Annotated in this window: 23 protein-coding genes and 7 tRNA genes; 11 read left to right on the plus strand and 19 right to left on the minus strand. The window is 72.0% G+C overall.

Translation table 11 applies throughout. The features are described 5' to 3' along the window. Nucleotides 1-116 precede the first annotated feature (116 nt). Nucleotides 117-1775 (plus strand): hypothetical protein, encoded by a 1659-nt coding sequence (locus AB0L95_RS30940; protein ID WP_365167216.1) that lies wholly within the window; start codon nt 117-119, stop codon nt 1773-1775. Nucleotides 1776-1865: 90 nt separating this feature from the next. On the opposite strand, the gene AB0L95_RS30945 is transcribed toward AB0L95_RS30940, so the two are convergent. The 4 genes from AB0L95_RS30945 to AB0L95_RS30960 all read right to left on the minus strand — a co-directional run bounded on the left by AB0L95_RS30945 (nt 1866) and on the right by AB0L95_RS30960 (nt 6509). Then, the gene (locus AB0L95_RS30945; protein WP_365167218.1) at nt 1866-2426 is read right to left on the minus strand and encodes an HIT domain-containing protein; all 561 of its coding nucleotides are present in this window, start codon (nt 2424-2426) and stop codon (nt 1866-1868) included. A gap of 216 nt (nt 2427-2642) precedes the next feature. Beyond that, entirely contained in the window at nt 2643-4619 is a 1977-nt protein-coding gene (thrS, locus tag AB0L95_RS30950; RefSeq protein WP_365167221.1) for a threonine--tRNA ligase, read from the minus strand. Between the two features lie 100 nt (nt 4620-4719). Further along, nucleotides 4720-5946, minus strand: coding sequence for a hypothetical protein (locus AB0L95_RS30955; protein WP_365167224.1), 1227 nt, complete (start codon nt 5944-5946; stop codon nt 4720-4722). Then, nucleotides 5943-6509 (minus strand): DUF4365 domain-containing protein, encoded by a 567-nt coding sequence (locus tag AB0L95_RS30960; protein WP_365167226.1) that lies wholly within the window; start codon nt 6507-6509, stop codon nt 5943-5945. Before AB0L95_RS30960 ends, AB0L95_RS30955 begins: the two co-directional genes overlap by 4 nt. Nucleotides 6510-6677: 168 nt before the next feature. Between AB0L95_RS30960 and AB0L95_RS30965 the strand changes: the two genes are divergently transcribed. Next, nucleotides 6678-7403: a 3'-5' exonuclease gene (locus tag AB0L95_RS30965; RefSeq protein ID WP_365167228.1), complete on the plus strand. Its 726-nt coding sequence runs from the start codon at nt 6678-6680 to the stop codon at nt 7401-7403. A gap of 92 nt (nt 7404-7495) precedes the next feature. On the opposite strand, the gene AB0L95_RS30970 is transcribed toward AB0L95_RS30965, so the two are convergent. The 4 genes from AB0L95_RS30970 to AB0L95_RS30985 form a co-directional block, all read right to left on the minus strand. Then, nucleotides 7496-7567, minus strand: a tRNA-Val gene (locus AB0L95_RS30970). A gap of 39 nt (nt 7568-7606) precedes the next feature. After that, nucleotides 7607-8053, minus strand: coding sequence for an SRPBCC family protein (locus AB0L95_RS30975; RefSeq protein WP_365167231.1), 447 nt, complete (start codon nt 8051-8053; stop codon nt 7607-7609). Between the two features lie 597 nt (nt 8054-8650). Beyond that, nucleotides 8651-8722, minus strand: a tRNA-Val gene (locus tag AB0L95_RS30980). A 54-nt stretch (nt 8723-8776) separates the two neighbouring features. Next, nucleotides 8777-9214: a TIGR02611 family protein gene (locus AB0L95_RS30985; RefSeq protein WP_365167234.1), complete on the minus strand. Its 438-nt coding sequence runs from the start codon at nt 9212-9214 to the stop codon at nt 8777-8779. Nucleotides 9215-9405: 191 nt separating this feature from the next. Here AB0L95_RS30985 and AB0L95_RS30990 point away from each other — a divergent pair, with 191 nt between their 5' ends. After that, entirely contained in the window at nt 9406-9819 is a 414-nt protein-coding gene (locus AB0L95_RS30990) for an SsgA family sporulation/cell division regulator (protein WP_003959770.1), read from the plus strand. 294 nt (nt 9820-10113) lie between these two features. Beyond that, nucleotides 10114-10671: a CGNR zinc finger domain-containing protein gene (locus AB0L95_RS30995; RefSeq protein WP_365167236.1), complete on the plus strand. Its 558-nt coding sequence runs from the start codon at nt 10114-10116 to the stop codon at nt 10669-10671. A gap of 145 nt (nt 10672-10816) precedes the next feature. Here AB0L95_RS30995 and AB0L95_RS31000 read toward each other — a convergent pair whose 3' ends face one another. Both AB0L95_RS31000 and AB0L95_RS31005 read right to left on the minus strand, forming a co-directional pair. After that, nucleotides 10817-10969: a hypothetical protein gene (locus tag AB0L95_RS31000; RefSeq protein WP_311699471.1), complete on the minus strand. Its 153-nt coding sequence runs from the start codon at nt 10967-10969 to the stop codon at nt 10817-10819. Between the two features lie 162 nt (nt 10970-11131). Beyond that, the gene (locus AB0L95_RS31005) at nt 11132-11572 is read right to left on the minus strand and encodes a hypothetical protein (protein WP_365167239.1); all 441 of its coding nucleotides are present in this window, start codon (nt 11570-11572) and stop codon (nt 11132-11134) included. Nucleotides 11573-11843: 271 nt separating this feature from the next. On the opposite strand from AB0L95_RS31005, the gene AB0L95_RS31010 reads away from it, so the two are divergent. Further along, nucleotides 11844-12368 (plus strand): DsbA family protein, encoded by a 525-nt coding sequence (locus AB0L95_RS31010; protein ID WP_365167242.1) that lies wholly within the window; start codon nt 11844-11846, stop codon nt 12366-12368. A 16-nt stretch (nt 12369-12384) separates the two neighbouring features. Here the strand turns inward: AB0L95_RS31010 and AB0L95_RS31015 are convergent, their stop codons facing one another. The 3 genes from AB0L95_RS31015 to AB0L95_RS31025 form a co-directional block, all read right to left on the minus strand. Beyond that, on the minus strand, nt 12385-13209 hold the full coding sequence (locus AB0L95_RS31015; protein WP_365167244.1) for a GNAT family N-acetyltransferase: 825 nt from the start codon (nt 13207-13209) through the stop codon (nt 12385-12387). 52 nt (nt 13210-13261) lie between these two features. Beyond that, a complete protein-coding gene (locus tag AB0L95_RS31020) occupies nt 13262-14083 on the minus strand; it encodes an aminodeoxychorismate lyase (RefSeq protein ID WP_365167246.1) in 822 nt (273 codons plus the stop codon). A gap of 127 nt (nt 14084-14210) precedes the next feature. Next, a complete protein-coding gene (locus AB0L95_RS31025) occupies nt 14211-15257 on the minus strand; it encodes a chorismate-binding protein (protein WP_365167249.1) in 1047 nt (348 codons plus the stop codon). A 177-nt stretch (nt 15258-15434) separates the two neighbouring features. On the opposite strand from AB0L95_RS31025, the gene AB0L95_RS31030 reads away from it, so the two are divergent. From AB0L95_RS31030 to AB0L95_RS31050, 5 genes are all read left to right on the plus strand, one after another. Next, nucleotides 15435-15507: transfer RNA gene (locus tag AB0L95_RS31030), tRNA-Gly, on the plus strand. Nucleotides 15508-15546: 39 nt separating this feature from the next. Then, nucleotides 15547-15620 (plus strand) — tRNA-Cys (locus AB0L95_RS31035). Nucleotide 15621: 1 nt separating this feature from the next. Further along, nucleotides 15622-15693 (plus strand) — tRNA-Val (locus tag AB0L95_RS31040). A gap of 28 nt (nt 15694-15721) precedes the next feature. After that, nucleotides 15722-15793: transfer RNA gene (locus AB0L95_RS31045), tRNA-Val, on the plus strand. 43 nt (nt 15794-15836) lie between these two features. Beyond that, a tRNA-Val gene (locus AB0L95_RS31050) sits at nt 15837-15908 on the plus strand. 45 nt (nt 15909-15953) lie between these two features. Here AB0L95_RS31050 and AB0L95_RS31055 read toward each other — a convergent pair. From AB0L95_RS31055 to AB0L95_RS31065, 3 genes are all read right to left on the minus strand, one after another. Continuing rightward, nucleotides 15954-16286, minus strand: a complete 333-nt coding sequence (locus AB0L95_RS31055) for a zf-TFIIB domain-containing protein (RefSeq protein WP_365167251.1) — start codon at nt 16284-16286, stop codon at nt 15954-15956. Between the two features lie 74 nt (nt 16287-16360). Next, nucleotides 16361-17299 carry a phosphotransferase gene (locus AB0L95_RS31060; RefSeq protein WP_365167253.1) on the minus strand — a complete coding sequence of 313 codons (939 nt, stop codon included), beginning with the start codon at nt 17297-17299 and terminating at the stop codon, nt 16361-16363. Between the two features lie 289 nt (nt 17300-17588). Then, complete coding sequence (locus AB0L95_RS31065) at nt 17589-17795, minus strand: hypothetical protein (protein ID WP_365167255.1); 207 nt, start codon at nt 17793-17795, stop codon at nt 17589-17591. Between the two features lie 602 nt (nt 17796-18397). On the opposite strand from AB0L95_RS31065, the gene AB0L95_RS31070 reads away from it, so the two are divergent. Further along, nucleotides 18398-19696, plus strand: coding sequence for a serine/threonine-protein kinase (locus AB0L95_RS31070; RefSeq protein WP_365167330.1), 1299 nt, complete (start codon nt 18398-18400; stop codon nt 19694-19696). Between the two features lie 45 nt (nt 19697-19741). On the opposite strand, the gene AB0L95_RS31075 is transcribed toward AB0L95_RS31070, so the two are convergent. The 3 genes from AB0L95_RS31075 to cobT all read right to left on the minus strand — a co-directional run bounded on the left by AB0L95_RS31075 (nt 19742) and on the right by cobT (nt 25935). Beyond that, a complete protein-coding gene (locus AB0L95_RS31075; RefSeq protein WP_365167258.1) occupies nt 19742-20560 on the minus strand; it encodes an RNA methyltransferase in 819 nt (272 codons plus the stop codon). 98 nt (nt 20561-20658) lie between these two features. Next, on the minus strand, nt 20659-21891 hold the full coding sequence (gene cobA / locus AB0L95_RS31080; protein ID WP_365167261.1) for a uroporphyrinogen-III C-methyltransferase: 1233 nt from the start codon (nt 21889-21891) through the stop codon (nt 20659-20661). Nucleotides 21892-22215: 324 nt separating this feature from the next. Continuing rightward, on the minus strand, nt 22216-25935 hold the full coding sequence (gene cobT / locus AB0L95_RS31085; RefSeq protein WP_365167263.1) for a nicotinate-nucleotide--dimethylbenzimidazole phosphoribosyltransferase: 3720 nt from the start codon (nt 25933-25935) through the stop codon (nt 22216-22218). Nucleotides 25936-25950: the final 15 nt, after the last annotated feature.

Genomic DNA, 25950 nt, shown 5'->3' on the forward strand with positions numbered 1-25950 from the left:
TGATGACCTGATCAAGTTGACACGCGATCACCACGATGACCTGTTCAACAGGTGTGCGGGGCAAGGAAGTCGGGAAGGCCGCAGAAGCGGGTTCGGCGGCGAGGGGGCGGGCGGCAGTGACGGACGGATTCGATTTCAGCCCCGGGGCACAGGTGCCCCTCTCGGGCTCCGCGGGGCAGACGGCGGCGACCTACGCCCTGGCCTCGGCGGCCTACCGGGACGCGAAGGTCGAGACGATCCTCGACGCGAACAACGAATGGCACGAGTCGAAGGTCAGCCCTCCCCGTTCCTGGGCGAAGCTCTTCCGCCCCAACCTCGGCGAGGCCTTCTCGCTCGCGGTGCGCGACCGCATGCTGGGCGCCGGCCGCAAGGCGCTCATCCAGTCCTTCGGCACTGAGCCGCAGGTGGTCGTGGAGCACTGTCTGGCCGCCCATCGCATCCGCCGGGAGCGCGACAACTGGCTCGCTGCGGTGACGGTGCTGTGCGGGGTGCTGTTCCTGCCCGGGCTGCTGGTGTGGCTGCTGGTCTTCCAGATCCGCGCCACCATCGCCAAGCGGGACGCCAAGCGCGCGTCCGCCCTCGGCACCACGCTGCTGGTCGCGGTGGGCGCCCTCGCCGTGATCTTCCTGATCCGGATGCCGTTCACGGGCTTCTGGGCGTGGTACGGGCGCGCGACGGTGGTGCTGCCCGTGATCGGCTGGTACTGGGCGAAGCGGATCTGCGAGCGGACCGCCCGGGACCTGCGCGAGCGCTGGGGGAGCCTGCTCGCCGGCGGTGGCCTGGGCGCGAAGATCCCCGAAGCGGTGCCGGGCAGCCCCGGGGAGAACTCCGCCGAGCGGCTGCGCCAGGCGCTGGTCCGGCTGAGCGCCGAGCAGCGGTCCAACTCCGTCTTCTACGCGGGCCCCAAGGGCATCCTGGGCATGGGCACGCGCTGGGGCAGCTGGCAGCTCGCCGAGGACCTGGTGCCGCGTGACCCGGACAAGGAGATCCACCCGTTCCGCAGCTGGGACGTGGTCAGGGCCATCCACGACCAGCTGAGCCTGCTGGAGCGCGGCCCGCTGAACACCGGCGGCTTCCCGACCCCGTCGATCAAGCACTGGATCGTCAGCCCGATCGGCGAGAAGGCCTCGGAGGTGTCCCGGCCCGAGGGCACGGACGTGGACGCGTACCAGGTCAAGCCGCACGCGATACAGGAGATCTGCAACAAGCAGCAGTTCGGCGGCGGTGAGCGGCACTATCTCGGGGTCCAGTGGACGCTGTGGGACGGCCAGCTGGTCCTCACCATGCTGATCACGGTGACGGTGCTGCACGAGACGCTGCGCATCGAGGTCACCGGGCACGCCCTGGGGCCGGTGAACGCGCTGTTCACGACCAAGCCCTCGGCGCCGACCAAGAAGGTGCAGAAGCAGATCAGGTTCTGGGAGACCCGCGAGGTGAAGCTCCCGCTGGTCGACACGGACGAGGTGGTGCGCCTGGCGGTCCGCGCCCCGCTCACCTGGTATCCGCCGGTGCTGAACTGGCTGGGCGGCTCGCTGACCCTGCCGGAGCCCTTCGGTCTGCGGCACGCCTGGGCGGACCAGCCGTGGCGCCACCGCTTCATGGCGGACGACGCGCTGCGGGCGGCCACACCGGTGCTGCGCGTGGTGCACGCGGCGGCGCTCCGGGTGTTGGAGGAGAACGGCGTGGACACGGAGAAGTTCGGCACGCGGTCGTCGTTCCTCAGCTCGCAGGTGCAGGATCCGATGCCGCGCAAGGCCGACCTCTACGACGCCTAGTACTGAGGCGGTCCTGCCGGGCCGCCCGGTCGGTCGGGCGGCCCGGCAGGACCCGGAGGGGGTCGCCCCGGAGCTAGCCGGGCTTCGCGCTCACGCCGTGGGCCAGGCCTCCGCCAGCATCGTGCGGGTGTCGGCCAGCAGCTGCGGCAGCACCTTGGTGTGGCCGACCACGGGCATGAAGTTCGTGTCGCCGCCCCAGCGCGGGACGATGTGCTGGTGCAGATGGGCCGCGATGCCCGCGCCGGCGACCGTGCCCTGGTTCATGCCGATGTTGAAGCCGTGGGCCCCGGAGGCCCTGCGCAGGGCGGTCATGGCCTGCTTGGTCAGCTCGGCCAGCTCCGCGGTCTCCGGCTCCGTCAGGTCGGTGTAGTCGGCGACGTGGCGGTAGGGCACGACCATCAGATGGCCGCCGTTGTACGGGTACAGGTTGAGGACCGCGTACACCTGCTCGCCGCGCTTGACGATCAGCCCGTCCTCGTCGGACTTGGCCGGGATGGTGCAGAACGGGCAGCCGTCGTCGGCCCCCGGACCGGTCGGCTTGTTCTCGCCCTGGATGTAGGCCATCCGGTGGGGCGTCCACAGGCGCTGGAACGCGTCCTGCGTCCCCACTCCGATCTGCTGCTCCGGCTCACTCGTCATGCAGTGCAGCATATGGCTTCACCCGTGTGCGGCGTCGGGGCGGGCCTCGGAAGCAGCGGCCCGTGGGCGAAGCCGGGCCGCGGGAACGACGCGTCCGCAGGGGCCGGTGCGATCCGTGAGCGTGGTGAGGTCACCGAGAACGAGGCAGGGCCCCCGGGGCACTCGACTCCCCGGGGGCCCTGGCGTCCGTCGCCTACAGGTCGGACGCACATCTCACACAGGTGCGGATCAGACCTGCGCCCGCTCCTCGACGATCTTCACGATCTTCGCGATGGCCTCGTCGAACGGGATGGCGTTCTCCTGCGAGCCGTCCCGGTAGCGGAAGGACACCGATCCGTTCGACATGTCCTCGTCGCCAGCGATGACCATGAAGGGCACCTTCTGCTTCTGGGCGTTGCGGATCTTCTTCTGCATACGGTCCGAGGAGGAGTCGACCTCGACGCGCAGGCCCTTCTTGCGGGCGGCCTCGGCGAACCTCTGCAGATACTCGACGTGCGCGTCGCCGATCGGGATGCCGATGGCCTGGACCGGTGCCAGCCACGCCGGGAAGGCGCCCGCGTAGTGCTCCAGCAGCACCGCGAAGAACCGCTCGATGGAGCCGAAGAGGGCGCGGTGGATCATGACCGGGCGCTGCTTGGAGCCGTCCGCGGCCGTGTACTCCAGGTCGAAGCGCTCCGGCAGGTTGAAGTCCAGCTGGACCGTCGACATCTGCCAGGTGCGGCCGATCGCGTCCTTGGCCTGGACGGAGATCTTCGGGCCGTAGAAGGCGGCGCCGCCCGGGTCCGGGACCAGCGGCAGGCCCTGCTTCTCGGCGACCTGACGAAGGGTCTCGGTGGCCTCCTCCCAGGCCTCGTCGGAGCCGACGTACTTCTCCGGATCCTTGGTGGACAGCTCCAGGTAGAAGTCGGTCAGGCCGTAGTCGCGCAGCAGGTTCAGCACGAAGGTGAGCGTCTTGTCGAGCTCGTCGCCCATCTGCTCGCGCGTGCAGTAGATGTGCGCGTCGTCCTGGGTGAAGCCGCGGGCACGGGTCAGACCGTGCACGACGCCCGACTTCTCGTACCGGTACACGGTGCCGAACTCGAACAGGCGCAGCGGCAGTTCGCGGTAGGAGCGGCCGCGCGCATCGAAGATCAGGTTGTGCATCGGGCAGTTCATGGGCTTGAGGTAGTAGTCCACGCCCTCGTCGAGCTGCATGGGCGGGTACATGCCGTCGGCGTACCAGTCCAGGTGGCCCGACGTCTCGAAGAGCTTCCCCTTCGTCGCGTGCGGCGTGTAGACGAACTCGTAGCCCTCTTCCTCGTGGCGGCGCCGCGAGTAGTCCTCCATCACGCGGCGGACGATGCCGCCCTTGGGGTGGAAGACGGCGAGGCCGGAGCCGATCTGCTCCGGGATGGAGAACAGGTCCAGCTCGCTGCCCAGCTTGCGGTGGTCGCGCTTCTCGGCCTCGACGAGGAAGTCCAGGTAGGCCTTCAGTTCGTCCTTGGACGGCCAGGCCGTGCCGTAGATGCGCTGGAGCATCGGGTTCTTCTCGCTGCCGCGCCAGTAGGCGGCCGCGTTGCGCATCAGCTTGAACGCCGGGATCAGCCGGGTCGAGGGCAGGTGGGGACCGCGGCAGAGGTCCTTCCAGCACAGCTCGCCGGTCTTGGCGTCCAGGTTGTCGTAGATCGTCAGCTCGCCGGCGCCGACCTCGACGTCGGCGCCGTCCTCGCTGGACGCCGAGCCCTTGAGGCCGATCAGCTCCAGCTTGTAGGGCTCGTCCGCCAGCTCCTCGCGGGCGGCTTCGTCGGTGACGACACGGCGGGAGAAGCGCTGGCCGCGCTTCTGGATCTCCTGCATCTTCTTCTCGACGGCCTTGAGATCCTCGGGCGTGAACGGCCGCGCCACGTCGAAGTCGTAGTAGAAGCCGTCCTTGACCGGCGGGCCGATGCCCAGCTTGGCCTCGGGGAAGATCTCCTGCACGGCCTGCGCCATCACATGCGCGGTGGAGTGGCGCAGGATGTTGAGGCCGTCCTCGGAGGAGATCTCGACGCCCTCGACGGTCTCGCCGTCCTGGACCGCGTAGCTGAGGTCCCTCAGTTCGCCGGCCACGCGCGCGGCGATGATCGAGCGCTCGCCGGCGAAGAGGTCGGCGGCCGTAGTCCCCGTCGTCACCACGCGCTCTTCCCGCTCGGAATCGCGCTGGATGATCACACGGACGTCTGACACCGGTCTCTCCTGACTGCTGGCGGATGCGGCGCCATACCTGGAGCGCGCGCATGACTGGGATCGTACCGACCCACGGCCGCCCACCGCGAAACGGTCGCGGTCAGTCCTCCTCGCACGCCTCCTCGTAGAAGTCCGTGTCCTTCGCGTTCTCCTGGAGCGACTTCATCAGCCGGTCCCGCTCGGCCTCGTCCACCCGCACCGGGGCCACCCCGGACGCGTCCGCCAGGCGGCGGAAGCCGCCGCGGCTCTCCAGCCGCCCGTGCACCCGCACCGGCAGCCCGGCGAGATGAGCGTGGCCCGCTGTCCGGTACGCCTCCTCGTCGAGGGTCATCCGTACGTGCGGCACCTCGGCCCCGGCGATGACCCGCAGCCGGACCGTGCCCTCGCCGCCCGGCGCCGACCGGCGCAGTCGTACGACGGTGCCCGTGATCCGCACCGGGACGGACGGCTCCTCGCGCAGATAGCGGGCCCCGGCCTCACGCAGAACAGGCAGGTCGCCCGGTGAGAACTCGACCGGCTCGACGGGCGTCGCACCGCCCTCGGGCACCCCGCCCGCGGGCGCCCACTCGACGGCGATACGGGCGCCCTCGGAGCCCCGCACAAGAGCCACCAGGGCCTCGGTCAGCTCACGGCTCACCCCGGCCTCGACAGCGGCGTCGAAGGCGTCCATGCCGCCGGTGGCGCGCTGGTAGTCGACGGCCTCCCGGGCCGCGTAGAGCGCCTGGTGCAGACGGAGGGCGAGCGGCCGGCCGGCGGCGACGGGCACGAAGGCGGTGAGCCTGCGGCCGCCGGGGGCGGCGCCGACCAGCACGTCGTCCAGGGACGCGACGGCGGGCCTGCGGTGCCGGGCACCGTAGTAGCCCGCCCGCGCGCGGGTGGCGAGCGCGCCGGCCAGCAGCATCCCGCGGGCGGCGGAGCGCAGCTCGTCCTCCACGGCCCAGGGCGCGGTACCCACGGGCCCGGTGGGCACGTCCCGCCACCAGTGGATCTCGTCGCTGGGCACGGAGAGTCCGACCAGCACGTCACGGGCGGAGGGCGAGCCGCTGCGGGAGAGGGCGACAAGGGCCTCGCCGAGCAGGTCGTCGCTGTCGGGGAAGGCCCGGCTCTCCGGCACCAGCAGGCTGGTGCCGCCGCTGCCCGGACCGGGCGGGGTCCACCGGCCGTAGCGTCCGGGGGCGCCGCCGCGGCGCTGCCAGCCGTGCCGGTGCAGGAGGGCGCCGAGCACGGCGGGATCGACCTGGTCGGGCGCGGGCGGCTGGTTCCACGGCTGCTCCGCCGGGTGTGGTCGGACGGCGCGCAGTGGCTCGTCGAGGGGACGGTGGGTCACGGTCTGCCTCCCGTTCCGACCCGGGTCATGATCTCGCACAGGGCACGGTCGTCGAAGATGCGCGCGGTGGGGATGCGCACGGTGGTGCGGTGCCGGCCGGTGATCGGGTGTCCGGCCAGATTGATCCAGTAGCAGCAGTGCCGCAGATCGAGGCGGTCATGGCCGGCCCGCAGCCACTGCTCCTGGGACCGGGGCACGATCATCACGACAAGGATCTTGTGCACGGAGACGGGGGTGCGGGCCAGCTTCGCCAGGTGCTCGTTGTCGAGCGTGAAGGAGAAGAAGCGGCCCGGCGGGTTCGGCGGGATCTGGTAGGTGCACTTGAGCTGCACCTTGATGGTGACCTCGTCGTCGACGGTGTGGCCGGGGGCGCTGTGGCTGACGTGCCAGTCGATGCCGTTGTCCGGAAAAGGCTGGGACAGCGAGCAGCCGGCCGCGGCGGCGACCGCGTGCAGATATCCCACCTGCAGTGTCTCCATGCAGGCGGTGGTGGCGAGTGTGCCGCGAAGAGGGCCCGTGCGTTCGGGCAGCAGCCCGCCCCGCTCGGGCTGCGCTATCGCCATGACCAACAGCCTTCCCCGTCGTGCCGATCCCCGTGACGGGCCGCTGAACTGCAAAGACCCGTACTCCTGTTGTGTCCTCCCGGCGTACGACGCAAACAGCCCGGGTATCACCAAACGGGCAGAAGACGGTACGTCAACTGCCGAAGGTGAACAAGGAGTTGAGTTCGTATGGCGTGCTGGTACGAGGGCCCCTTGGCCGCGTTCGACACGGAGACCACGGGTGTGGACGTCGAGACCGACCGGATCGTGTCGGCCGCCGTCGTCGTCCAGGACGCACCGGGCACCCGACCGAGGGTGTGCCGGTGGCTGGTGAACCCGGGTGTGCCGGTGCCCGCGGAGGCGACGGCGGTGCACGGGCTGACGGAGGAACATCTGCAGCGCAACGGCCGCTGGCCGTCGCCGGTGATGGAGGAGATAGCCAGGGAACTGGGCGAACAGGCCGCGCTGGGACGGCCGCTGGTGGTGATGAACGCGCCGTTCGATCTGACGCTCCTGGACCGGGAGTTGCGCCGCCACCGCGCCTCCTCACTGGACCGCTGGTTCGCGTCGCAGCCGCTGTGCGTGCTCGACCCGCGGGTCCTCGACAAGCACCTGGACCGCTACCGCAAGGGCCGCCGCACCCTCACCGATCTGAGCGCGCACTACGGCGTCGCCCTGGAGGGGGCGCACGACGCGGCGGCGGACGCACTGGCCGCGCTGGAGGTCGTACGGGCACTGGGGCGCCGTTACGCGGCCCGCCTGGAGCGGCTGACGCCGGTCGAACTGCACACCCTGCAGACGGGGTGGCATGCGGCGCAGGCGCGGGGGCTGCAGGCGTGGTTCGCGCGCAGCGGCTCGGAGGAGGTGGTGGACACGGCCTGGCCGCTGCGCCCGGAGCTGCCGGCGGCCGCCTGACCTGGGCCCACGGGGCGGGGTCAGCCCCGGCACCCCAGCACTTCGGCACACGAAAAAACCGGTCCGTCTCTGACGGACCGGCCTTCTCCGGGTGGGCGATACTGGGTTCGAACCAGTGACCTCTTCGGTGTGAACGAAGCGCTCTCCCACTGAGCTAATCGCCCGGGAACGCAGTGAACAATACAGGTCCGGGGCCGGTTCGTTCAAACCGCTCGGAGGTGCGCGAGCAGCCCCCTGTGTCCCGCCCGCATCATGAGCCAGTGGTTCACCCGGAAGACGGGCCGTCCGGGCACGGCCCAGCGCCTGAGCAACGGCTTGGTGACCTCGACCTCCTGGTCGTAGCGGGCGAGGGTGCCGGCGGCGGCCGCGGTGACCGTCCAGCGAGCCCAGCCCTCGAGATCGCCGGAGAGCGCGGCCTCAAGGACCCCGGCCGCCGGATCGCGCCGCACCTCCCGCGCGGTGAAGGTGATGTCGTACGGCAGCAGCGAGCGGACCCGGACGATGTCGGTGGTGTCGTCGAGCCGGATCACCTCCCGCACCTGACGCCACCACCTCGGGTACTCCTCGGCCCGCTCCAGGACCGCGTACACGGCGGCGGGGGGCGCGGGCAGCGGCCACAGGCTGCGGAGGCGGTAGTGGTTCGGATCCATGGGCAGAGTCTGCCCGGGAGTGCCCCGGGTATCTGAGTAGGCGTACTCATGCCGTGCGCGGTACGGCGGGACCACACTTGCGGGGCGAGCGCCGTCGCCCGTGCGGCGGCGCTCCACGTCCCGGCCCGTCGTCGAATTCCCGCCGCTCACCTGGGACTTGAGACCGAGTGGAACGCCCCGTCCGCCGTACTGCCGAGGAATCCGGGGGCGTTGTGGAATACGTCCACGGATTTCCGCCGGGCGTCCGGCCCGGGGCTTCTCCCAAAAGGCACGCAATACCGGACGTCTATCTTCCGCTCGATCTCCGGGGACTTCTTTTCGAAGAGGTCGCGAACTGATTGATCCGGACTGATTGATCCAGGCTGATCGATCGGGATCGGCTGATCCGGATGACTGGTCGATCCGGACCAGCTCAATCCTCTTCGCGCACGTCGGCGCCCACGGGACGTAGCGGATCGCGGCTGTTCCCCGCGCCGGCGCCCCGACAGCTGTGAATCGTTTCGGGAAAGCGCTTGCCGACACACGCCCGGAGGGGCGCATACGACGAGGGTGGCGGGTGCTCGCGTTGTCCGCGAGCACCCACCACCCTCGGTGCTGTGGGCGATACTGGGATCGAACCAGTGACCTCTTCGGTGTGAACGAAGCGCTCTCCCGCTGAGCTAATCGCCCGGGCGCAGGAAGAACATTACCCCATGTCAGGAGTGCCTCCGACCAGCGGCCGGGTCACTCCTCCCTGATGCTCCACGGCATCACGAGGCCGAACTTCCATACGTAGACCCCGGTAAGGGCCGCGGCGATCACCACGCCCGCCGACGTCAGGGCGATGTTCCGTCGGCGCACCTTGGGGTCGAGTGCCCGCTGCGTCGCCTCGGTGACCTTCCGCTTGGTCCAGCGCAGCACCAGCTGGGCCCAGACGAACTCCGTCGCCCAGAGCGCCAGGCCCGCGAAGATCACCAGCCAGCCCGGCCCGGGCAGCGGCAGCATGACCACGCCGGCGCCGACCACCGCCAGGCCGACCACGAAAACACCCACCTGCCAGCTCAGATGCAGAACCCGTCGCTCCCGGATGAATTCCGGCGCCCGGGATCCCAGGGCCCGCTGGGGCTTCGGTCGCTCCTCGAACACGGCGTTCTTGTCCGTCCCGTCACTCCCCGTATTCATACGACCAAACCCTACCGGAGAGAAACCCGTCACCGGAATGGACGTAACGCCCGAAGAGTGTCTCCGCCGGACGAGGTACGTAAAGGCAAGCAAAACACTCAGAGGGGTTTACAACGGCACCGTAGGTGGCATGTCGATTTCGCCGACGTGCGAATCCCCGAGCGCACACTGAGCGAAAGGCCCTGGCGCTTATGAACACCACGGTCAGCTGCGAGCTGCACCTGCGCCTCGTTGTGTCGAGCGAGTCCTCACTGCCTGTTCCCGCAGGACTGCGGTATGACACGGCCGATCCCTATGCCGTGCACGCCACCTTCCATACCGGAGCCGAGGAGACCGTCGAGTGGGTGTTCGCCCGCGACCTCCTCGCGGAGGGCCTGCACCGGCCCACCGGGACCGGCGACGTCCGCGTCTGGCCGTCCCGTAGTCACGGTCAGGGCGTCGTATGCATCGCCCTGAGCTCCCCGGAGGGCGAGGCCCTGCTCGAGGCCCCGGCGCGGGCACTGGAGTCGTTCCTGAAGCGGACGGACGCAGCCGTGCCGCCGGGCACGGAGCACCGCCACTTCGATCTCGACACCGAGCTCTCCCACATCCTGGCGGAGAGCTAGCGCACCACCCGTAGTCGCCCGGCGCCGTCCACTCGGGGAGACGGCTCGGGCCGGGACAACCGCATACGGCACACCTGGGCGCCGTCACCGCGAGCCCTCGCGGAGGCGGCGCCCCGGCGTGCGCACACAGAGTGAGCATCCGGTGCTGTACCGTGGCGCGTCCGCCCCGCGGAGCGTCATGGTGTTCGACCGGCGTCATGGCTTGCTGCGTGACGGCCCCACGGCGGCTTTGAGCCGCTAGGCTCGGCCAGCATCGGCGGGCGTCCGCCCGACCCCCAGGCCAGGGAGCGACTCGTGCTGATCACCCACGACACCCGGTGCGCGCTCGACCTAGTGGTGGATCTGGTGAACACCACACCCGACGGCGACGGGACGGACGGGCTTCCGGATGTCGCCACCCTCGGCCGTTTCGCGCGCGAGCACGATCTGAGCGATGTCGGTGTGCTGTCGGAGTTCGACCTCGCGGCGGTGCGCAGGATCCGCGGCCGGCTCGCCACGGTCTTCGCCGCGCCCGACGCCCGGAGCGCAGCCGGACTGATCAACGAACTGGTGGCGGCCGCCGGCACCACACCCCAGCTCACCGATCACGACGGCTACGACTGGCATGTGCACTACTTCGCACCCGGCGCCTCGATCGCCGACCACATCGCCGCGGACTGCGGGATGGCGCTGGCGTTCTTCGTGGTGGCCGGGGAGCAGGAGCGACTGCGGCACTGCGAGGCGCCCGACTGCCGGCGCGCCTTCGTCGACCTCTCCCGCAACCGCTCCCGCCGCTACTGCGACAGCCGCACCTGCGGAAACCGCCTCCACGTGGCGGCGTACCGGGCGCGCCGCAAGGAAGCGGCGGGCTGAGCCGAGCCCGGCCGCGGGGCGTCGGCGCGACTCCGCCACGCTCCGTGAGCACAGGCATGGCTGAAACACGGACCCCCCTTCGGCGCGTCCCCGTGGCGGGCCGACGGAGCCCTCAGCGGGTGGCGCCAGGGGCTCCGTATACGGCTCAGAGCAGCAGCAGGTCGTGCAGCGATGCCATGAGCAGCAGGCAGCCGATCACCGCTAGGAAGATCATCAGCGGTGGCTGGGAAAGCGCGAAGAGACAACCCCGGCGCTCCTCGGAAGGCACGCCGGTGTCGCTCTGGGTTCTGTCCAGCATCTCGCGGCGATGATGACGCAGCCCCCGCTCGCTTCGCGATCAACACGCCCGTAATGTCGGGGAGTTCGCCAATTTCTGCGACACCGGACCGAAGTTGATCTCCGCGTGGCCCCTCGTGATCGTCGCGCGCTCGCCGTCCGACCACTGTGTCGTTTCAATCCTTCAGATGCCGTGCTTCTTGAGGATGTCCTCGATGTCGCTGAAGTCGTCGGCGGAATCGCTTCTACGGGGGCTGCCCGCGGGCCGGGCCGCCGGGCGGGTCCCGGGGCCGAGGGCAGGCTCGGAGGAGGAGGGGGCGACCGCCTCGCGCCGCCCGCCCCGGGCCTCTCTGCGCTCCTTGCGCCCACCGCTTCGTCGCTCCACGGCGCGCGTCGTCAGGAAGAGGAGCCAGGCGACCCCGAGGACACCGAAGCCCGCCCAGGCCACGGGGTTGAACGCGGTGTGGGCCAGCCAGCCGACGATTCCCGTCATGACCAGGCCGATGGGCACCAGTGAGTAAGCGGCGATGCGGGCGGCGGAGAGGAAACGCTTGCGGTAGGCCGTCACGACTGCGACGCCCAGGCCGGCCACGGAGACGGCGGAGCAGACTGTCTCGGCGATCATCCGGTCCTCCAGGCACAGCTAGGTGGGGTTCGTCCCTTCCATCCTGCACCGCCTCGTGCCTCCTGGGCCACGGTCGGAGCGGACCTCAGGGAGATCTCCGGGTCGGCTCCTCCTCAGGGTGCGGACACGTCTCCACCCCTGACCGCACGGCCCCCACCCCCGTCTCCACCCCTGCCCACACGGACCCCGCCCTCTCCTTCACCCCGCTCTCCGGCCCGAGCCCGGCCGTCCCGTGTGGGGCCCGGTCCCCGGGGCTGGGAGACTGGTGACCATGAGCGACTCCTCCCCCGTATCCGCCGCCGCACCCGTCCTCGACGTCTGGTGCGAACTCCAGTGCCCCGACTGCCGCAGCGCCCTCGATGACCTCCGCGCGCTACGTGCCCGCTACGGCGACCGGCTGGAGCTGCGGCTGCGGCACTTCCCGCTGGAGAAGCACCGACACGCCTTCGCCGCCGCGCAGGCCGCCGAGGAGGCGCTGGAACAGGGACAGGGCTGGCCGTACGTCGAGGCCGTACTCGGCCGGGTCGAGGAACTGGACCGGGACGGAGAGGAGTTCCTCATCAAGGTGGCCCGCGAACTCGGGCTGGACGCCGAGGAGTTCGACACCGCGCTGATCGACGGCCGGCACATCCTGATCGTCGACGCCGACCAGGCCGAGGGCAAGGCGATCGGCGTGACCGGCACCCCGACCTACGTCATCGACGGCGAGCGCCTGGACGGCGGCAAGAGCCAGGAGGGGCTGCGCCGGCGGATCGAGGAGATCGTGGACCGGCTGCTGGCGGAGCAGGGGGCCTGATCGGGCGAGGCAGGCCCTACAGCAGGGGCTTGTACAACGCGTACTGCGTCGTCTCGTAGCCGAGCGATGCGTAGAGGCTTTCGGCCGGGGTGTTGCCCGCGAACACGTTCAGTCCGAGGACCCGCCGGCCGGCGGTGAGCGCCTGAGCCTCCGCCAGGAGCATCAGCGCCCGGCCGTGTCCGTGCCCACGGTGGGCCTCGTCGGCCTCGACGTCGTAGACGAACGCCTTGTCCTGCCGCACCGCCAGCCACAAAACGCCCACGCGCGTGCCCTCGTGCTCCAGCACGCTGAACGTGATGTTGTCGGTGCGCATGCCCTGCGGCAGCAGCTGCTCAAGGTCGCGCCGGGCCTTGGCGTACGCCTCGGCCTCGGGCACGCCCCGTTCGCTCCACGTACGGGCGTAGTGCTCCGATTCCTGCGCGCGCCAGGCCCCGAACTCCGCCTCGGTCATGGGCCGGGAGCGGCTGCCGGCCGGGAGCGGGGGCGGCGTGTCGCCGAGCCGCTTCTCCATGCCGCGGTTGCGCAGGACGTAACCGAGCACCCCGGTGAGCCGCAGCGCCGCCTCGGCCCCGGCGGGGACGATGGTCTCGATCTGCCGGCAGCCCCAGGCGCGCGCCACCTCCTCCGCGGCGAGCGCGGCCACGGTGCCCCGGCCCCGCCGACGGTCGGGCTCCGCGATGCGCAGATGGATGATGCGGGCCACCCCGTCGCCGAGGGACGGAGAGGTGCCGAGGTGTATCGCACCGACGGGGCGGCCGTTCACGCACACCTGGTAGCGACGCGAACGCGTCCCGTCGGCACGGTGCTGAAGCGGCTCGACCGGCCGCAGGGTCGTCGTCATCACGGCTGTTCTACCCGCGACGGTGTCCCTTGTCAGCCGGGTTTTCCAGGCCTCACGGATCCAGGTCGTCCCCGGACCGCTCGGTGAAGATCCGCATGGCCTTGGCGCTCACCGGTCCCGGCGCGCCCGGCAGTGCGCGGCCGTCCACCCGGTGCACGGCCTGGATGTCCCGCAGCGTGGAGGTCAGGAAGATCTCGTCCGCGCGCACCAGTGCATCCAGCGGCAGTTCGGTCTCCTTGGCACCGGCCCACTCGACGGTGAGCGCGCGGGTGATGCCCGCGAGGCAGCCGGAGGCGAGCGGCGGGGTGTGGATCTCGCCGTCGAGGACGACGAAGACGTTCGAGCCGGTGCCCTCGCAGAGCTGTCCGACGGTGTTGGCGAACAGCGCCTCGGAGGCGCCCTGTTCGGCGGCCCGGGCGAGGGCGACGACGTTCTCGGCGTAGGAGGTGGTCTTGAGGCCGGCCAGCGCGCCGCGTTCGTTGCGGGTCCACGGCACGGTGATCACGGCGGTGGAGTCGGGGCGCCGGGTGGTCTCGCCGAGGGCGACGACGAGGGTCGGGCCCCGGTCGCCGCGGTCGGAGCCGAGCGGGCCGTGACCGCCGGTGTAGGTGATGCGCAGCCGACCGAGCGGCATCGGGTTGGCCTCGAGGACGGCGAGGCAGGCGCGGCGGACCTCGTCGAGATCGGGGTCGGGAAGGCCGAGTCCACGGGCCGAGCGGGTGAGCCGGTCGAGGTGGCGGGTCAGGGCGAACGGCCGGCCGTCGGCGGCCTTGACGGTCTCGAAGATGCCGTCGCCGACGGTCAGTCCGTGGTCGAAGACGGAGACGCGGGCGGCGTCGATGTCCTGCAGCCCGCCGTCGAGCCAGAGCTTCACTGGTCTTTACCTCGCAAGATGGTGACGGAAGCGTCGTCCGACGCTCGGGGGCGGCCGGGTGTCCGGCCCGCGACCACGCCGCGCACGGAGGCGCCGTCCCCCGGATGGGCACGGCACGGGAAGTGGCTCATGCCGACCCCGTGTCCTCGTAGTGCCCCGACGCTACCGCGAGCAGCCTGGCGGCCTTCAGTTCGGTCTCGTGCCATTCCCCCTCGGGGTCGGAGCCCCAGGTGATGCCCGCGCCCGCGCCGAAGCGCAGCACGGGGGCGTCCCCGGCGGTCCGGTCGATCCAGAAGGTGCGGATGCCGACGGCCAGCTCGCCCACGCCCCGGTCCGCGTCGACCCAGCCGATGCCGCCGCAGTAGGGGCCGCGGGGGGCGGTCTCCAGGGCGTCGATGATCCGCAGGGCACTGGACTTGGGGGCGCCGGTGATCGACCCGGCCGGGAATGTGGCGGCGAGCAGCTCAGGCCAGCCCGCGTCCGCGCGCAGCTCACCGCGGACGGTGGAGACGAGATGGACCAGACCGGGGTGCTTCTCGACGGCGCACAGATCGGGGACGGCCACACTGCCCGTGGTGCAGACGCGCCCGAGGTCGTTGCGCACCAGGTCCACGATCATCACGTTCTCGGCGTAGTCCTTGTCCAGGAGTTCCGCCTCGGTCCGCGCGGTGCCCTTGATCGGACCGGAGGACACCGAGCGCGCCTCGCGGCGCAGAAACAGTTCGGGCGACGCCGTGGCCGTCTCCACTCCGTGACGTGGCAGGCGAATCGTTCCTGCGTACGGTGCCGGGTTGCCCCGGGCCAGCACGGAGGTCAGGGCGTCCACGTCGGCGTCGGGCGCGATCGGCGCGGAGAGCACACGGCAGAGGTTCACCTGGTACACCTCTCCGGTCGCGATGTGCTCGCGGATCCGGCGCACCCCGGCCGTGTACGCGGCGCGGTCGAGCGAGGACGTCCAGTCACCGACCGCCGGCCCCCGCCACCTCCCGGGCCGGGGAGAGGGCACCGGCTCGTTTCGTACGTCCGTGAAGCGGGCGCAGGTCAGTCGTCCCTCGTAGTCCGCGCAGACGGCCCAGAAACCGGTGGAGTCCAGCGCCGCGGGATCGCTGGTGACATCACGGAGACCGGTGGCGACGCGGTCACCGAAACGCGCGAGAGGAGCAAGGTCGGACACACAGCCGAGTCTATGGCGAGTGTCCCGAAGGTGGCTCGCGGATGTCCTCGTGGGACCCTGACCATGTCCGCGACCACGTGCACCGCAGCACGCTGCGCAAACGCGTTTTTGTACTGGCCCGGGAATCCGCTAGAGTTCAACACGTCGCCGGGACGCGCAAGCGGTCCGAAAAGACAAGCGGACGTAGCTCAGTTGGTAGAGCGCAACCTTGCCAAGGTTGAGGTCGCGAGTTCGAGCCTCGTCGTCCGCTCGAAGGAACCAGGGGATCTTCCCGAACCCCTGCATTCCTGGTGGAGTGGCCGAGAGGCGAGGCAACGGCCTGCAAAGCCGTCTACACGGGTTCAAATCCCGTCTCCACCTCCAAGGACGATTAGCTCAGCGGGAGAGCGCTTCCCTGACACGGAAGAGGTCACTGGTTCAATCCCAGTATCGTCCACTGGACCCTGGCAACAGGTGTCCGACCAGCGCGATTAGCTCAGCGGGAGAGCGCTTCCCTGACACGGAAGAGGTCACTGGTTCAATCCCAGTATCGCGCACGCAGTAGCCCCGATCGTCTCCCTGGAGCGGTCGTGGTCCCGAGGACGATTAGCTCAGCGGGAGAGCGCTTCCCTGACACGGAAGAGGTCACTGGTTCAATCCCAGTATCGTCCACACACCGAAGCCCCCGGCCCTGTGGCCGGGGGCTTCTTCGTGGGCTCAGCTGGAGAACAGCATGTGGCCGAAGCTCTTGTGGCGGTGGTGGCCGTAGTGACCGTGGCCGCCATGGCCGCCGCCATGGCCGCCGCCGTGGCCGCCGTGCGGGGCACCCCAGGCAGGGGCCGCCGGGTAGCCGCCCGGGGCAGGGGTCGCGGGGTAGCCGCCCGGAGCGGGCGGCGGCGGAGCCGGCTGGGTCCACTGGGACTCCAGACGGGTCAGCGCCTCCAGCTCACCGTAGTCGAGGAAGATGCCCCGGCAGCCGCTGCACTGCTCGATCTGGACACCGTTGCGGTTGTACGTGTGCATCGGCGCATGGCACTTCGGACACTGCATGCTCTGTTCAACTCCTCGTACTTCGGTACTGCTTCGCCAGATAGGGACTCCGATCGAAGCCGGTCGGTTGCAGCCTACTGGGCACCTTCGTGCGCAAATTCGGGTGGAATCGCCCCCATTCGGACACAGGCGTCGACGACCGCCCGCTCCACCTCGGCCAAGGGGCGCTCCGCCGCGGTGGACTTGGCGATGGCCAGGGCCGCGGTCTGTACGGTGAGGGCACGTGCGGGGACGTCGAGCACCGGCCAGGGGTCACCGGTGGAGGGGACGGCCGGGCCGCCCTCCTCCCGGTACGCGGAGAGAAAGCGGGACCACTCGTCGGGCGGGAGCAGACCGCAGGCGTACCAGGCGGCCGGACGGGCCAGGTCCCAGGCGGGGTCGCCCACGCCGAGGTCGTCCACGTCGATGAGGAGCCACCCGCCGGTGTCCGCGGGATGGCGTACCAGCTGGCCGAGGTGGAGATCGCCATGGCACAGGGTCCGCGCGGGCGGCGCGGGAGCCTCTGCCCGGGCCCAGGCCGGGAGCGCGGCCCAGGCGCGCAGAACGGGCTCGGCCGCGGGGTGGGGGCCGGCCGCGCGCAGCCGCTCGATGGCGCGGGCGGCCTTGGCGGGGCCGCGCATGGGCGGCAGTCCGGCGGGCGCGGGGGCCCGGTGCAGCCGGGCGAGGAGCGCGGCGGCGGCCTCCCAGGGAGCGGCCTTGGGGGTATCGGGGTCCACCGGGGTGCCGTACGGCCAGAAGGTGACGAGACGCCCGTGGACGGTGACGGGTTCCGGGCGGAGGGGCGCCAGAAGGACGCCGGGGAGCCGCGCGGCGGTGGCCAGCCGGAGGCCGAGCCCGCCGGGATCGGTGCCCGGGGTGTGCGCCTTGACGACGGTGTCGCCGTGGCGGACGACGGCCGCGTCGTCGTCGCGCTCGGCCAGGACCACGCCCGCGATCGCGCAGCGGCAGGTCCCGCCGGCGGGATGCGCCACGGCGTGCGCCGTCGCGGTGAGCACGGGCAGGAGTACGTTCACTGGTCCTCAGGGGTCTGCGGAGGGCTGTGCCGGGAGCGTACGGCCCGGGGGGCGGCCGGGGTGAAGGGGGTCTGGCACTCGGACCGGAACCCGGCACCCCGGCGGGCGCCCTGCTCCCGCCGCGATCACCGAACCTGCCCGCAGGAGCGCGGGTGCCCCGGCAAAAAGCAACGCCCGCGCAGCTCCCCAGCTGCGCGGGCGTCTGTGCCGTCCGCCGCACCCCCGTCCCCACGGGGTTTCATGGGTTGATGTCCCCGCCCGGACCGCTCTTCCGGGCCCGGGGCGCCGCTCAGCGCCCCAGCATCACACCCACGGACGACGCTTGTGTGACCACTGCCTCCCAGCCGCCGAAGGCGTACACGAGCAGGGCCGCCAGGGGGAGGACCATCGCGGTCGCCACCAGCGGGTGGCGGCGGCCCGGGCGCCGGGGGGCGAACGCTTGGTACGTCCTGCGTCCCCGTGTGCGGAGCAGCGTCCGCGGTGCCGTGTGGGCCATGGTCCCTCTCCTGACCGTGGTTCTGTTGTCGTTGGCAGCGGCGAGTGTCTGACCTCGGGGGACGAGTGCGCCACCCGCCGCTTGACTTCAAATCTAGGCTCCGGGCGCGCCGCGGGCGTCATGCCCGCGTATCGATTCCCGGGCCTCCCGGAGGATGAGCGATGAACGGTGGCGTACTCCCCTGGGTGGAGACCTGGACCTAGGTCTCAGGGTCATCCCGGAGGGGAGGTCCGGCGCACCCCTCCGCTCCGCACGCCCGCGGCGCTCACCGGGTGACTTCGCTCACTTCCGAGCCTCCCTCGCGCACCGTGACCGCCTCCCGGCGATTCACACCGCGTGCCACCACCGCGTAGCTGCGCGTCGGCCCCCCGGCGTCCACGGCCGTCCCGGCACGGTCACCCCGCACGGATCCAACCCCCTTACGGGGACCGCCGGTTGGGATCATGAACGGCGTGCGGCCGCTCCGTTCACTTCCTTCCTGACCGACCTTCAATTTTCCTGCCCCGCACGGACAATCGATCGGCTCGAGAGGGCGCGGCCTCTGCGCGGACATGGCCGTGGAAACGTAAGCTGTGGCTCGTCAGACGGACCGGGCAGCGGGGATGGACATGGCGATGATGCGCCTGAGGCGTGAGGACCCGCGTGTCGTCGGCTCGTACAGACTTCACCGGCGGCTCGGCGCGGGCGGGATGGGCGTCGTCTATCTGGGCTCCGACAAGCGGGGCCAGCGGGTCGCGCTGAAGGTGATCCGGCCGGATCTGGCGGAGGATCAGGAGTTCCGGTCGCGGTTCGCGCGTGAGGTCTCGGCGGCGCGGCGGATTCGGGGTGGATGTACGGCGCGCCTGGTGGCGGCGGACCTGGAGGCGGACCGTCCGTGGTTCGCCACGCAGTACGTGCCCGGCCCCTCCCTGCACGACAAGGTCGCCGAGGAGGGGCCGCTGACGGCCGCCGACGCGGCCGCCGTGGGCGCCGCGCTGTCCGAGGGCCTGGTGGCGGTGCACGAGGCCGGGGTCGTCCACCGCGATCTCAAGCCGTCCAACATTCTGCTGTCCCCCAAGGGCCCGCGGATCATCGACTTCGGCATCGCCTGGGCGACGGGCGCCTCGACGCTCACCCATGTCGGCACGGCCGTCGGGTCGCCCGGCTTCCTCGCTCCCGAGCAGGTGCGCGGGGCCGCGGTGACCCCGGCCACGGACGTGTTCGCGCTGGGTGCCACGCTGGCGTACGCGGCCACCGGCGACTCCCCCTTCGGACACGGCAGTTCCGAGGTGATGCTCTACCGCGTGGTGCACGAGGAGCCCCAGCTGCACGGGGTGCCGGACGCGCTCGCCCCGCTCGTCCGCGCCTGTCTGGCGAAGGACCCCGAGGAGCGGCCCAGCACGCTTCAACTCTCCCTGCGGCTCAAGGAGATCGCGGCCCGGGAGGCACAGGGTCTGACGGACGTGAGGCCGGCCGCCCAGCGCGGCGAGCCGGACCGGCCGACGGGGCGGCTGGCGGAGCAGTACGCCGAGCAGCGCACCGTACGGCGCCCCGGCACTCCCCCGCCCCGCAGCAACGGCTCCCGGCCCGGGGCTCGCCCGACGCCCTCGCAGCGCAACACGACCCGCTCCGGCAACCGGCCCGCACCGCGCAGCGGGACCGGACGGCCGGCGCCCCGCACCACCGGGACCGGCCGCCGCCCGGCCAACCCCCGGCTGCTGCGCCAGCGGCTGTTCGTGTTCGTGGTGGTGACGCTGCTGGTGGCGCTGGGTATCGCGGCCGCACAGGGCTGTCAGGGCCCGGCGCGCGGACTGGACGACGGGCACGTACGCGAGGACATCCGCACCGAGCGGTCCTCCGTCCCCCTGACCGGACCGTTGACGGCCGAGCAGCACAGGAGCGAGCTGAACCGGCAGGGCTGAGCGGCGGCCGACCGGAGCCGAGGGCTCGCTGGAGCTGGGGGCTCGCTAAAGCTGAGGGCGCCCGGTGGCCACCGCGTAGAAGGCCACCGCGGCCGCCGCGCCCACGTTGAGGGAGTCCACTCCGTGGGCCATGGGGATGCGGACCCATTCGTCGGCGGCGACCAGCGCCTGGGTGGACAGGCCGTCGCCCTCCGCGCCGAGCATCAGCGCGACCCGTTCCATCCTGTGCGGTGCCACCTCGTCGAGCGTCTTCGCCTTCTCGTCGGGGGTGAGCGCGAGCAGGTTGAAGCCCGCGCCGCGGACCGCGTCCAGGTCTCTCGGCCAGCTGTCGAGGCGGGCGTACGGCACCGAGAAGACCGCGCCCATGGAAACCTTGACGCTGCGGCGGTACAAGGGGTCGGCGCAGTCGGGCGACAGCAGGACCGCGTCCATACCGAGGGCGGCGGCCGAACGGAAGATCGCGCCGATGTTGGTGTGGTCGTTCACCGACTCCATGATCACCACCCGGCGGGCGGTGGCCAGCAACTCGTCCGCCGTCGGCAGCGGTTTGCGCTGCATGGAGGCGAGGGCGCCACGGTGCACGTGGTACCCGGTGACCTGCTCGGCCAACTCGGGGCTGACCGCGTACACCGGGGCCGGGAGTTCGTCGATGACGTCCCGCATGACGTCGACCCACTTCGCGGACAGCAGCATGGAGCGCATCTCGTAGCCCGCCGCCTTGGCCCGTCTGATGACCTTCTCGCCCTCGGCGATGAACAAGCCCTCCGCGGGTTCGCGTTTGCGGCGCAGCTCCACGTCGGTCAGGCCCGTGTAGTCACGAAGCCGCGGGTCGGTGGGGTCCTCGACGGTGATGAGATCGGCCACAGGGTGATACTGCCTTGTCCTGGGAGCGGTGCCAACGGCTGGAACGGGCCGGGTTACCGCGGGTTACGAACGGCTGGAACAGGTCGGTGGGACCCGCGTCACGCGTCGGGACGCGGGCCTTCCTTCACGACCGGACCGATGACGATCACGGCCGGTGGCCGCACGTCCTCGGCGCGTACGGTCTCGGCGACCGTCGCGAGGGTGGCGTCGACCCGGCGCTGAGCGGCGGTGGTGCCCTCCTGGACCAGGGCGACGGGTGTGTCGGGCGCCTTGCCGTGGGCGACGAGCGTCTCGGCGATCTTCCCTATCTTGTCGACCCCCATGAGGATCACAAGGGTGCCGGTCAGCCCGGCCAGCGACGGCCAGTCGACCAGCGAGCGCTCGTCGTCAGGGGCGACATGGCCGCTGACCACAGTGAACTCATGTGCGACACCGCGGTGGGTGACGGGGATGCCGGCCGCGCCCGGCACCGAGATCGAGCTGGAGATGCCCGGGACCACGGTGCACGCGATGCCGGCCGCGGCCAGTGCCTGCACCTCTTCCATGCCCCGGCCGAAGACGAAGGGGTCACCGCCCTTGAGCCGCACGACCGACTTGCCCTGCCGCGCGTACTCGATCAGCGCGTTGTTGATGGCCTCCTGGGCCATGTAGCGGCCGTAGGGGATCTTCGCGGCGTCGATCACCTCGACGTGCGGCGGCAGTTCGGCGAGCAGGTCGCGGGGGCCGAGCCGGTCCGCGATGACCACGTCCGCCTCGGCGAGCAGGCGCCGGCCGCGGACCGTGATGAGGTCGGGATCGCCGGGGCCGCCGCCGACCAGCGCGACACCAGGGGTGCGGGTGCGGTGGTGCGGGGCGACGAGCGTGCCGTCGCGCAGCCCCTCGACGACCGCGTCGCGGACGGCGGCGGTGTGCCGGGGGTCGCGGCCCTTGGCCTCGGTGGTGAGTACGGCGACGGTGACGCCCTCGCTGTGGCCCGTCGCCGGCGTCCAGGCGGTGGCCGCGTCGGCGTCGTCGGAGCGGACGCACCACACGCGGTGGCGCTCCGCCTCGGCGGAGGCGGCCGTGTTGGCCTCGGGGTCACTGCTCGCGATGAGGGCGTACCAGGCGTCGGCCAGGTCCCCGTCCTGGTACGGGCGTCTGAGCCAGGTGATCTCGCCCGCGTCCGCCATGGCCTCGACCGAGGGGGTCGCCTCGGGGGACACGAGACGGATGTCCGCGCCGGCCGCGATCAGCGCCGGGAGACGGCGCTGGGCGACCTGGCCTCCGCCGAGGACGACCACGCGACGGCCAAGGAGGCGAAGCCCTACGGGGTACGGGGGGTGTTCGGCCATGGAGGTACGGCTCCTCGTGCAGGCAGTGCGCGACGATGCCTCTGCGCTCTGCAGCGGCCCTGACATGCGGATTTTACGGTGCGGGCGAGGAGGCGGGGCAGGTGGGCCGTGCCTGGGGCACCGTCGCGGAGTACAGACCGGGCTCCGCGCCGCGGTCATCGGCGCGCGCGACGGCTGCCCGCCCGCGGCCCGGTGGCGAGGTGCCCGGGGCCGCGGCCCCGGGCACCTCTCTCCCGCTCTGCTTCTTCTCTACTACTCCGTGACTCCGGCTTCTCTACTTCTCCGTGACTCCGGCTTCTCTACTTCTCCGTGACTCCGGCTTCTCTACTTCTCCGTGACTCCGGCCGAGTCGAACGTCGCCACCTCGTGCATCGCCCGCGCCGCGCTCTGCACCAGCGGCAGCGCGAGGAGCGCGCCGGTGCCCTCGCCGAGACGCAGGTCCAGGTCGACCAGCGGGCGCAGGCCGAGCTTGTTCAGGGCGGCGACATGGCCGGGCTCCGCGCTGCGGTGACCGGCGATGCAGGCCGCGAGGACCTCGGGGGCGATCGCGCGGGCCACCAGGGCGGCGGCGCCGGCGCTGACGCCGTCCAGGATCACCGGGGTGCGCAGGGAGGCGCCCCCGAGCAGCAGGCCCACCATCGCCGCGTGTTCCAGGCCGCCGAACGCCGCGAGGACACCGATCGGGTCGGCCGGGTCCGGCTGGTGCAGCTCGATCGCGCGGCGCACGACCTCCGTCTTGCGGGCCAACGTCTCATCGTTGATGCCGGTGCCCCGGCCGGTCACCTCGGCCGGGTCGGTGTCGGTGAAGACCGCGATCAGGGCGGCGGAGGCCGTGGTGTTCGCGATGCCCATCTCTCCGGTGAGCAGCGCCTTGTTGCCGGCCGCCACCAGGTCGCGGGCCGTCTCGATGCCGACCTCGATCGCCTGCTTGACCTCTTCACGGGTGAGCGCGGGGCCGGTCGTCATGTCCGCCGTGCCCGCGCGGACCTTGCGCGGCAGCAGGCCCGGGGTCGCCGGCAGGTCGGCGGCCACGCCCACGTCGACGATGCAGACCTCGGCGCCCACCTGGTTGGCGAACGCGTTGCAGACGGCGCCGCCGCCGAGGAAGTTGGCGACCATCTGGGCCGTCACCTCCTGGGGCCAAGGGGTGACGCCCTGGGCGTGCACCCCGTGGTCACCGGCGAAGATCGCGACCGCCGCGGGCTCCGGGATCGGCGGCGGGCACTGCCGGGACAGGCCGGACAGCTGCGCGGAGATGATCTCCAGCATGCCGAGCGCGCCCGCGGGCTTGGTCATGCGCTTCTGCCGCTCCCAGGCCTCGCCGAGGGCCTTGGCGTCCAGCGGACGGATGCCCGCCACGGTCTCGGCGAGCAGATCGTGCGGGTCCTCGCCGGGCAGGGCGCGTCGGCCGTATGTCTCCTCGTGCACGACCCAGGACAGCGGGCGGCGCTTGGACCAGCCCGCCTGCATCAGCTCGGGCTCCTCCGGGAACTCGTCGACGTAGCCCACGCAGAGGTAGGCCACGACCTCCAGGTGCTCGGGCAGGCCGAGGGCGCGGACCATCTCACGCTCGTCGAAGAAGCTGACCCAGCCGACCCCGAGGCCCTCGGCGCGGGCCGCGAGCCACAGGTTCTCGACCGCGAGCGCGGAGGAGTAGGGGGCCATCTGCGGCTGGGTGTGCCGGCCGAGGGTGTGGCGGCCGCCCCGGGTCGGGTCGGCGGTGACCACGATGTTGACCGGGGTGTCGAGGATGGCCTCGATCTTCAGTTCCTTGAACTGCTTCGCCCGGCCCTTGGGCAGCGACTTGGCGTACGCCTCGCGCTGACGCTGGGCCAGTTCGTGCATGGTGCGACGGGTGTCGGCGGACCGGATCACGACGAAGTCCCATGGCTGGGAGTGGCCCACGGAGGGTGCCGTGTGGGCGGCCTCCAGGACGCGCAGCAGCACCTCGTGGGGGATCGGATCACTGCGGAAGCCGTTGCGGATGTCGCGGCGCTCGCGCATCACGCGCAGCACCGTCTCACGCTCGGCGTCGTCGTATCCGGGCGCCGCCGGGCCGCTGGACTCGGTTACGTCTGTCACTGCGGCCGTGCTCTCTTCCTGGTCGGCGGCCCGGGTGTCCAGGTCCTCCGCCTGCTGTGCGACTACGGGCTCCGGGTCCGCGGGTCGCGGCTCCCGGGCGGACGGCTCGCCCTCGCGGGGCGCGGGGACGAGGGTGACGGGCTCCTCCGTCGCCGGTACGGCGCCCGCCGACGCCTCCTGCTCGGCGTCGGCCGGAGCGGATTCCTCGGGGGCCTGCTGGTCCTCGGGGAGCTCCGGCGGCACGATCAGGGCGTGCGGCGGGGTGGGGGCCAGCTGGGGGCCGGCGGGCACGGTGCCCTCAACCGGCACGAAACGGCCGAGCGAGTGGTCCGGGCCGGGCTCCGCCGGAACGGCGGCCGGCTCGCCGTGCGCCGGCTGCTCGCCGGGAGTCTGCTCGGCGGCGGTCATGAACACCGCGGCCTGGGCGGCTACGGCGGCCGGCACGGCCTGGACGGACTCGGCGACCGCGGACTGCGGCTCCTCCGCGGCGGGTTCCGCGACCGGGGTCGCGTGCTCCTGAACCGGGGCGTCGACCGCCTGGACGGAAGGGGCGCCGTGCCCCGTCTCGGCCGGCTGCTGGTCCGGTGCGGGGGCCGCGGCCTGGACGGGGTCCTGCGCGTGCTGGGCCGGGACGGGCGTGCCGGGCCCAAAGGCCGCGGCGGGATGCTCCGCGAGAGCCGGGTCCGCGGTGGTCCGGGCGTCGGGCGCCTGCGGGAGCGCGCCCGCGTGGGACGCGTCGTCCCCGGGCTGCGGTGCGTGCGGGGCGCCGGTGAACGCGGCGGCGTGCGACGGCTGTACGTCCGGCGCCGCTTCGGGGGTCTGGGGGGCGAGCGCGGCCGACGGTCCGTCGGCCGGGGGAAGGACTTCGGCGGGTGCGGCGTCCGGTGCCGGTACGGCGTCGAGGGCCGGCACGGCGGTCGACGCCTCCGGGCCCTGCGTGCTCTCGGGGGCCGGCTCGACGGCCGGGAGCGGCGCGCTCTCCGGGGCGGCCAGGTACTCGGGGGCGGGGACGACCTCGGCGGCGGGCGGCACATGGGCAGTCGCGGGCTCGGCCGTGGGCGGGTCGTGCGCGACCTGCGGCTGGTGCTGGAGGTGCTCCGCCGTGCCCTGGACATGCTGCGGCAGACCCTGGCCGTCCTGCGGCAGGCCCGGGACGTGCCGCGCCTCGGAGCCGGCCGGCGCCGCGGGGGCCGGGGTACCGGGGGCGTGCAGGGCTTCGGGACCGACCGGGGCCGCCGGCATCTCGAACTGCCCGGAACCCTCGGGAACCTGAGGTGCGGCCCCCGGGACGAACGGGGCGGCCTCCGGGGCGAACGAGGTGGCCTCCGGGGCGAACGTCATGGGCTCCGCGGCCGGGAGCGGCTCGGGTGCCATGACCGGAGCGACCGTTTCTGCGGCGCTCCCCTCATGACCCACCGGGGCCGGTGCCTGCGGCGGGGCACCCCACGGCACCGCTCCCTGCGGGGAGTTGTCCGGGAGCTGCGGCACGTCGAGGTACTCGGGGCCGGTCGTCGGCGGCCCCGCCGGGCGCATCGGCGCATGCGCCGGGCCACGGTCGGAGAGCGAACGCACCGGGCTCAGGGTGGCGTCGGGGATGGGCGGGCCGAGGTGCAGGGGACGGCGCGACGGTGCCGGCTGCGGGGCGGACCCCGGGGGCGGCATCCGGACCGCGCCGACGTCGATCGAGCCGCTGTCCCGGCCGGACGTCTCGTGCGGGCCTGGCTCGTGGGGGTACGGCTCGTGCGGGCCCGGCTCGTGGGGGTACGGCGCGGGGGCGGGCTGCGGCATCTCGTTGCCCCATGCGCCCTGCTGGCCGGGCATCAGCAGCAGGTCGTCGTCCTCGGCGGGGCTGTCGGAGGGGTCGAGGTAGGTGTACACACCCGGCGCGAGGACGCCGGGCTGATCCACCATGCCTGCGCTCTCCGGCAGTCCCTCACCCGGGACCTGGCCGGTGTCGGTCATGCGTACCCCTCGCCC

Origin of the sequence: Streptomyces sp. NPDC052036, from assembly GCF_040680495.1 — a bacterium.
In the GTDB taxonomy this organism is placed as follows: domain Bacteria; phylum Actinomycetota; class Actinomycetes; order Streptomycetales; family Streptomycetaceae; genus Streptomyces.